Origin of the sequence: Holdemanella sp. DFI.5.55 (genome assembly GCF_020593575.1) — a bacterium.
GTDB classification, from domain to species: Bacteria; Bacillota_I; Bacilli_A; order Erysipelotrichales; family Erysipelotrichaceae; genus Holdemanella; species Holdemanella hominis.
This window is the reverse complement of record NZ_JAJDMK010000017.1, coordinates 25279-33349: the sequence shown is the minus strand read 5'-3', so window position 1 is coordinate 33349 and position 8071 is coordinate 25279. Positions and strand designations below refer to the sequence as shown.

Genomic DNA, 8071 nt, shown 5'->3' with positions numbered 1-8071 from the left:
TTGATGGAGTAGAACCTAAACATCGTGGAACACCTGCTACAAAAAGAGGATTATTCGAATCAGCAGATATGCATCATCACTGCAATACAGAGATTCACTCATACAATTGCCAGAACATTAAATTATGGCAAGCCATCATCTCTAGATCTATTAAGATTTGGTGAATGTCTTGAATCAAAATCTTTTGTAATGCTAGATGGTTCTAACAGTTACAACGAACTTTTAGAAAGTAAGAACTGTACTAAGAAAGTGTTAATCAGTCATGAGTCATATGATAAATTCAATCATTTAAATACAGTGAACAGTTTCCACAAATTGATTGAAGAAAGGCTGCAAAAATATAAAGGGGTAGCATCAAAATATATAAATCGATACAATGCTCTTTGTATCATGCAAAGAGAAACGCAAGGAATGGATAACACAGAAAAGCTACAGTATGTACTACTTAGATTGAAAAACATCTATAAGATCACTCGCTTAAAGGATTTGAAAAACGAATGGTTGTTCGCATAAGTGATAAAAAGAAGAATTATGGCAAAGTCACCAAATTGCTAGTTAAGTCAAACTTTTACTCTTGTGTAACTTCATCAGTAAATACTTCTTTTTCAATATCTTTCAAAACACTCAAAATTTGCTTACATTTTTTCTCTTTATTGTTCATAGCAATCCCTTTATATGCTATATAAATTATTGCAAAAGATGAAATAATTACTATAAGCCACGGAAAATTTGCTGCATTTTTATTTACAAGTTCCTCGGGCAGTACGCTAAATATAAATGCAGCAAAAGACAATATAACTGTTGTTACTACAACATTAACATTAAGTACTTCATAACTTTCGCAAACCATTTTATATGCATTTAAATTTTCACGATTATTGTTTATTTCTCTTATTAATTCCAACTTAATATGTTTGTAATGTTCCGGATCATATGATACCCGCTTTTTTTGATAAATATCTTCTATACTTTTCATATCTTCTCCTTCGCAAAATCAGTTGTAAAAAATGGCTCAACAAAAACAAATAATACCTCCATGCCATCAACAAAGTCCCATTTAACTTTTACTTCTCTGCATAACTATTTCTGACCTTTTCAAATTTAGTTCGTCCATGAGGATTGTTTCCATACCCATCAATTATATCAGCGTCATATTTATCTCCCAAAATCGGTTTTAATCGATTATTATACCAATCCGTCATACTTGTATTGGTCGCCGCTTTCCGATCATAAACATATTCTTCAAACTCTTCGTTTTTACGCGCTCTTATCACAACTCGAATTTCCTCCTTTTCAAAAATTTGTCTTTCTAAATCTGTTGCTGAAATTTTTGAGATATCTTCATCCACCACTTATTTTCATATTATTATAGGCTTATTTTATCGCTAAATCAACGTAAGCGTCAAATTTGAAGGTGGTACAAAATATAGTTGAGACATGACATAATCTTTGCGTAAGGATATGGTGATTAAACTACATGGCTAAGATCAACAATGTACACAAGGATGAGCCAGACACTTTCGATTTTGTTAAAGTGAATGTATTAGATGATAAAACTAGAAACGGTAATAATTGTACTGTTCGTTACAAGGGTGTTTCTTTCTGTCTGACAAAAGAAAACATGGACTTGATTTTTGAGTTTATTCAGAGGATGAATCATGCTGGATCTTTCTAAAATCGAAAATATTTATTTAGCTCCTGGAGCCACGGATCTAAGAAAATCAATCGACGGATGTAGTAATATTGTTCAGTATCAAATGTTTCTTGATCCTTTCAGCCCTTCTATATTTATCTTCTGCAACCGAACAAAGACAACAATCAAAGTTTTAGAATGGGATGGAAACGGCTTGATCAGATTGCACTGGATATGCCAACTTTATTTGATGATATAGAAGAAGAGGCATTAAAAGTAGAAGATTCAGAAATTGAAGAAGTAATAACAGTTGGTGAACACACAAGAGTTCGCCGTCCTAAGGAACAACATTTGTCTTATGATCACCTGCCAAAAGTAGATGAATATCTGTCTGTACCAGAAGGTGAAGATATCTGTGAAAAATAACAAATCTATAGTGAAGAAGGAAACCAAGTACATCCACATCCTATATGTGGGTATATCGTTCCAATAAGCATGAAGTGCCGATTGTACTGTATGATTACCATTCTACAAGATCAGGAGACTGTCCAAAAGAATTCCTAAAAGGATATAGCGGATATCTAGAATCAGACGCATACGACGGATACAATAAAGTCGAAAACGTAATTCGATGTCTGTGTAATGTCCATGCCTTAAGGAAATTCAAGGATTCATATAAACTGCTTCCAAACAATAAGGAACGAAAAACGAGCGATGAGGCAAAAGCCATACAGAAATATGACGAAATCATCCACCATTCAAATCTTATTGATGAAAAAGCAGCTGAAAAATATTCGAATCCTGAAAAGCGAATGGAATATATCACAAAGAGACGAAAAGAAGAACTCAAGCCAAAGTTTGAGAAGTTTTTATCGTGGCTTGAAGAAATCGGACCAAGAAACAAAGGCAAATATTCCATGAGCAAAGCAATCCAGTATGTATTGAACAACAAAGAAGGATTTATGGAATTTACAAATGATGCGATCATCCCACATGACAATACAAGCTGTGAAAGAAGTATACGCCCATTTGTAGTCATACGAAATCGATGCAAATTCAGCGTAAGCGTACATGGAGCACAAGCGAGTGCCATGATCTATTCATTAGTAATCAGCTGTATAGAAAATAAACAGAATCCATACATGTACTTTACTCATTCATTTGAAAATCTACCAAAATTAGATTTAACAAATAAAGAAGAACTGAGAAAGTATTTGCCATACAGTCGAGAACTACCAAGCTATATCCGAACATTATCAAAGAGCGAAATAAAAGCCATCCTTAATGAAGCCAACTCACAAGTGTGATCCAGCAAGGATGGCTTTATTATATATTCGTCAGCAGTTTATTTGTACCACCTTCAAATTTGACGCTTACAAATAATTGAAAAAATGGACCCAGACAACTAAAAAGTTGTCTGAGCCCAATATCAGCTATAAACCGTTTTGGGGATATGTCGCCCCTTAAATTCTTGGAGAGCAAATTCACCTAACCCCATCCAAATTTATTGCGCCTGGAATAACCCATACGGCAATTAATTTACTTAGTAGCGTACCAAGCTTTTCCTTCATCTTTCCAGCCAAGAGAAACTAACCAATTGTGTTCATTTGCATTTATTGTATAGTTATGATTGTTTGAGAAAGCATTTGGATTGTATTCTCTTAATAATGGAACACTGTTACTATCATTAGGATCAGCTGAGAACCAACCGATTCCCTCATACTTCCATCCTAGTTTTACTAAACTGTTTTTTTCAGCTACATTCATTGTATAATGGTGCTCACCACCATTTGCGTTATACAAACGATATACTGGATAATTTGACACAGTTGGAGCTTTCCAACCAATTCCTTCATACTTCCAACCAAGATTTACTAAATGATCTTTTTCAGCCTTATTTGAAGTATAGAAGTGTTCTCCACTATTTGGATTGTATACACGGTACATATCACCAGAACCCAATAAAACATATTTTGTACTTAGTAATGCATTCATTCGATTTACAATATCAGTACCATAGTTTGCTCCAGTAGCCCAACCATCTCCAGTTGGATTTTCTTTTTTACCCAACCATTCAACATATGGAGCACTACCACGTTTTACATAATTAAAGCGACTATCTACACAAGCGTTAATTAAATTATCTGTTGTTGCATAAGCTTTTAAGTGTTGAATTTGAGCACGAATTCCTTCACGAACACTCGCAAAAGAATTCCCAGCAACACCATTACCCGTAGCACCAAGACCTGCAAAATTACATTGATCTGGTTTTACATCATGACCAAACTGTAAGAAACCCGTTTCCTTCATAGCCTGACAGAATGCAACTTCAGGACGAATATTTTCAACAATTGCTTCTTCATAGAAGATTTGACAGAACGCTTCAATATTTGCAGCACCCTTTTTAGCTAAGATACCATCATATTGAGTACCATACTTAGAGAACTTGTCATATGTACCACCATTATTAATAAAATAATTTACCATCTGTGATACATTCGTTTTTGTTGCACCTGTAATCAAAGTCTTTGTATCTTTTTTAGTTAAACCCAATGCTGAAACAATACCATTTGCATCCGCTACACCTAATTTTTGTAACTTAGCATCTGAATTTAAATAATTGTTGTAGTCAGATACACTATTAATAAAACAATGCTCAATAATCATTCCTGTTAATCCATTATATTTTGCATTACGAATAATTCCATAATAGTCTGCAACAGAACCATCATCATATCTAAATGGATCAGGGTACTCATTCGTATCAATTGTTCTAAATTTAATACCACGATCACGAATACCTAAAGACACCAATTGATTTTGAATCGCTTGTGCTACATTTTTTCCGTTTTGAGAAATATCAGGACGCCAGTTCGTATTTGGATAATACACTTCCGCTCCTACAGCGTATCCACTTCCTGAATTCAAATGAATACTAATCAAATATTGTGCGCCTTGCGATTTTGCAAAATTTGCACGATCTTCAAGACTAGGATTTGTATCTCCTGTACGAGTCATCACAACATGACAATTATACTTTTCTAATTCTTGTTTACAATACTGAGCAATTTTTAATGTTAAATTCTTTTCATATACATTATTAATTCCAATTGCCCCACTATCATTTCCACCATGACCTGGATCCAAACAAATAGTAACACCCTCATTAGATTGTGTCGCAATATCTGAATCTTCATCAATCAAAGCCATAGCCGCCTCAGAATCCATAATACCATCTGCCACTTCTTCAGAAGCATCATCAAGATTCGTTACTTGAACAACTGCACTATTTAACTCATCATCTTCAGTAACATCTTGTGTCATATCCGGTAATGTCTCATCATATCCTGCATATTCTTGATCCACACCAAACTTAACATCCATACCTAAATCACTAAAGTTTAAATAATATTTTTCACCATTATAAGAATAATGAAGTGTTGTAACGCTATATTCACCTTTATCTGCCGAACTAAAATCCTTTGTGAACTTAACCAATTTATCTACTTGTTCACTAGCCTCTAAATCAAAAGTAGTTCCATCCATCTTTTGAACAATAATACTGAAATCAGAATATCCATTCGCATCATTCATTGATAAAACAAAATTTTCAGTTGCAGGTGAATTCAACACAGGATTTTCTACTAAGAAATATTCCATCATACTTGAATCACCTAGTTTTTCATCTTCAGTAGGAGCTGCAGTTACCTCACTTTGTGTTTCCTCTTCACTCTCTTCTGTAGTTTCCGTTGAATTTTCTTCATTTGTTTGTTCATCTGTTTGTACAGTACTCTCATCCTCTGCAAAAACAGTATATGTATTTGATAATGTAGAAACAGACATAAACAAACTTAAAACTAATGCCAATACCGGTTTAAATCTTTTACTCATTATCTATCCCCCTTTCATAAAATACATTTTAATAAAATACGCTTTCAATTTCAATAAAAGATATGTAAAATAACCAAAAAAAGAAAGAGAAACTAATCTCTTTCGTTGGCATATATCTGTAAAGCTCTAGGATAATTATCTATATGAGCAACTAATGTTGACTCCCCTTCTTCACCATCTAATGTCCAAGCTAATCTTTCAGTGGATTCAATCGTAATGGATTTAGCCCTATATCTTTCAACATACTTCATATTTAATTCAGGATGTAATACTCCTAAAGGGTAATTATAAAGTTCTAATAAATTAGGTGTATGTTCGACTAAAATAATATCGAATACACCATCCTTAAATGTATTATCATCTTGCTCAACCATTTCAAATCCAGCAACACGATTCCCATTAATGATCAATCCAAACATTAAATTCTTTTCAAATACCTGTCCATCTATATTCATTTTCACATGATACGGATGTAAGTTAGGTATTTCATGCAAAGCCTTAATAATATAAGCCATATTCCCTAATTGCTTCTTTAATTCCTGCTTTGTTTCATAACTCACATTACAAAACGCTCCAAAGCCAGCCACATAATTAAAGTAACGAGAATTCATCTTACCCACATCAAAAGACTCTACATTTTCTTTACAAGCAATCTTTGCACATTGCAACATATCATTAGTAAGACCAAAATTAGTTCCGAAGTCATTCATAGTGCCCGTGGGAAAGTAAGAAATGATTGGCTTATGTTCTAACTTCATCAAACCATTTGTAGCCTCATTCAATGTACCGTCCCCACCAAATACAGCTACAACATCATACTTTTCACCATAGTCTTCAATATAGTGACAGATATCCATATGTTTTTGAGATACATATACTTCCATTTGATAATCATGAGACGAGAATTCATTTAACACATCTAACAATTGACCCTTTGAGTTTTTCTTACCAGAATTCGGATTGATCAATAGTAATACTCTCTTTCTCACCATTAATCTTTCCCCTTCCCATACAAAATATATTTATCATAATAATTTGAATGACGAGTCAATTCCTTATCAAACTTTTTGAAGCCTAGTTTTTCAACTAACGTTTCTTCATCCGTATATAAATTTGTACCCAATCCAAGTCTATCTGAATTAAATGTAACACCAAGACTTGCCAATGTAGTTGGAAATAAATCATATGTTGAAATCTTACGAGATTTTTGAGTTGTAGGTGATGCAACCGAATTAATAATTGCATAAAAACATTTACGAGTATATCCAGACTCTTCAATATCCTTAAACCAATCTGGATCCATACTCTTATGATCTCCAGCCAATACAATTGTCGTATTCTCGTACCAAGGTTGTTCCTGAATCCATTGAACTAATGCCGCTACATGTCTACTTGAACAACGGATTACATTCGAATACTGATCTCCATATAAATCTTCACAATCAGAACATGGATAACCACCAATATGATGTGTATCAGCAGTTAACATATTAAAATTAAAAAGTTGTCCGCTACTAGCTAAATTTGTAAGTTCTGTTTTCGCAAACTCAAACAATTTAATATCTTCATAACCCCACCATACGTGATAGTCTTTATCAATCCAACCATTTTCAATTACAGAATTATAATCAACAACATTAAAATTTCCATGTTGTTTGAAGTAATACTCACGTCCTCCAAATTCACCATCCGAACCAATCAACAATTCATTTTGATATCCATTATTTTCTAATATTTCTCCAATTGAATAACACCCGGGTAAAAAGCTATCTTTACTGACATAACTATTCCCATCAACCGGAATATTTAAAGGAATCCCACTCGTCTGTCCAACCATAGCGGCTGCTGTCCATCCAGACATAGAAGGCACTAAAAAGCCATTATTGTCATTATTTCCATAAGAGAATGTTAAATTATTGTCTGCAAGTTCTGTAAGTTCTGGAATTCTTGATTCTTCAAAAGCTCCACCATGTTCAAAATCTTCATATGTTGTTTCCATAGACTCCATAAAAATATAAACTAAGTTTCTCTTCTTTTCAGGAAATGAATATTTCACATTTGATGGATTCACATAATATTCCTCATATAACTTAGAAGGATGAGATACATTATACCAATATTGATCAATTCCAATCGCATGCACACAATCTGCAATTCCAAATACATATACAAATAAGCATGACAAAGATGTAATAATAATTAGAACATTATTTCGAACATGTCTAAATTCGCCTTCTTTTATATCCCGACTAACTTTCCAGTCTTTTAAAATACAACATAGTAAAAGTAAACCAGACACAATTGCAGGTATTGGTAAACATTCTTGAATGAAGCTTTCTACAAAAGACATGTCTGTACCTTCCATTGGTACTAATAAATGAAATACAACTTGCTCAAATGGAATATTCCCAAAAGTATTTGGCACCCATTTAGCAACTTGGACCAAAAATAAACCTATAAAAACTAAAACTACTGTTAATACTGAAATCAACCTTCTTCTTTTCATAGCTAATATCCTTTATTTTTATATACCTTATAACGTAAAAA

The 8071-nt window shown here is 33.4% G+C and carries 9 protein-coding genes and 1 pseudogene; 5 read left to right on the top strand and 5 right to left on the bottom strand.

Features of this window, described 5'->3' with window-relative positions; genetic code table 11:
• Positions 1-24 precede the first annotated feature (24 nt).
• Complete coding sequence (locus LJE08_RS05620) at positions 25-513, top strand: transposase (protein WP_370633238.1); 489 nt, start codon at positions 25-27, stop codon at positions 511-513.
• A gap of 55 nt (positions 514-568) precedes the next feature.
• On the opposite strand, the gene LJE08_RS05615 is transcribed toward LJE08_RS05620, so the two are convergent.
• Together LJE08_RS05615 and LJE08_RS05610 are read right to left on the bottom strand one after the other, a co-directional pair.
• Entirely contained in the window at positions 569-976 is a 408-nt protein-coding gene (locus LJE08_RS05615; protein WP_227402660.1) for a hypothetical protein, read from the bottom strand.
• Positions 977-1064: 88 nt separating this feature from the next.
• Entirely contained in the window at positions 1065-1349 is a 285-nt protein-coding gene (locus LJE08_RS05610; protein WP_227402659.1) for a hypothetical protein, read from the bottom strand.
• A 128-nt stretch (positions 1350-1477) separates the two neighbouring features.
• On the opposite strand from LJE08_RS05610, the gene LJE08_RS05605 reads away from it, so the two are divergent.
• The 4 genes and pseudogenes from LJE08_RS05605 to LJE08_RS05590 form a co-directional block, all read left to right on the top strand.
• Positions 1478-1675: a hypothetical protein gene (locus LJE08_RS05605; RefSeq protein WP_227402658.1), complete on the top strand. Its 198-nt coding sequence runs from the start codon at positions 1478-1480 to the stop codon at positions 1673-1675.
• On the top strand, positions 1659-1892 hold the full coding sequence (tnpB, locus tag LJE08_RS15260) for an IS66 family insertion sequence element accessory protein TnpB (RefSeq protein ID WP_227402657.1): 234 nt from the start codon (positions 1659-1661) through the stop codon (positions 1890-1892). Before LJE08_RS05605 ends, tnpB begins: the two co-directional genes overlap by 17 nt.
• A complete protein-coding gene (locus LJE08_RS05595; protein WP_227402662.1) occupies positions 1832-2059 on the top strand; it encodes a hypothetical protein in 228 nt (75 codons plus the stop codon). The genes tnpB and LJE08_RS05595 overlap by 61 nt, the downstream gene beginning before the upstream one ends.
• A gap of 38 nt (positions 2060-2097) precedes the next feature.
• Positions 2098-2940 (top strand): annotated as a pseudogene (locus LJE08_RS05590) (transposase); the annotation flags it as partial.
• A gap of 232 nt (positions 2941-3172) precedes the next feature.
• Here the strand turns inward: LJE08_RS05590 and LJE08_RS05585 are convergent.
• From LJE08_RS05585 to LJE08_RS05575, 3 genes are all read right to left on the bottom strand, one after another.
• Positions 3173-5524: an N-acetylmuramoyl-L-alanine amidase gene (locus LJE08_RS05585; RefSeq protein WP_227402655.1), complete on the bottom strand. Its 2352-nt coding sequence runs from the start codon at positions 5522-5524 to the stop codon at positions 3173-3175.
• Positions 5525-5616: 92 nt separating this feature from the next.
• Positions 5617-6516 carry a diacylglycerol kinase family protein gene (locus tag LJE08_RS05580; RefSeq protein WP_227402654.1) on the bottom strand — a complete coding sequence of 300 codons (900 nt, stop codon included), beginning with the start codon at positions 6514-6516 and terminating at the stop codon, positions 5617-5619.
• Positions 6516-8030, bottom strand: a complete 1515-nt coding sequence (locus LJE08_RS05575) for an LTA synthase family protein (protein WP_227402653.1) — start codon at positions 8028-8030, stop codon at positions 6516-6518. The genes LJE08_RS05580 and LJE08_RS05575 overlap by 1 nt, the downstream gene beginning before the upstream one ends.
• Positions 8031-8071 lie beyond the last annotated feature (41 nt).